Below are 264 nucleotides of genomic sequence, written 5' to 3' on the forward strand. Positions count from 1 at the left end.
GAGCTATGGCCCCGTATTTCTACAGGCGTTTCCCACACAAAATTGGTGGGTCTGGGCAGATTCGAACTGCCGACCTCACCCTTATCAGGGGTGCGCTCTAACCAACTGAGCTACAGACCCAATTTCGGGCTGCTTCTTATCGTCTTCTTCAATGAATCAAGCAATTCGTGTGGGAACTTATGGAGCAGCTGAGTCGTCGATTAAGGAGGTGATCCAGCCGCAGGTTCCCCTACGGCTACCTTGTTACGACTTCACCCCAGTCAT

At 51.9% G+C, this 264-nt stretch carries 1 tRNA gene and 1 rRNA gene; both read right to left on the reverse strand.

Annotation, left to right across the window (positions count from 1 at the left end):
- Window positions 1–43: 43 nt before the first annotated feature.
- A tRNA-Ile gene (locus Q8X48_RS29995) sits at window positions 44–120 on the reverse strand.
- A gap of 81 nt (window positions 121–201) precedes the next feature.
- A 16S ribosomal RNA gene (locus Q8X48_RS30000) occupies window positions 202–264 on the reverse strand; the annotation flags it as partial.

The sequence above is a fragment of the Pseudomonas sp. QLc11A genome (genome assembly GCF_052112305.1).
GTDB lineage: Bacteria > Pseudomonadota > Gammaproteobacteria > Pseudomonadales > Pseudomonadaceae > Aquipseudomonas > Aquipseudomonas laurylsulfatiphila.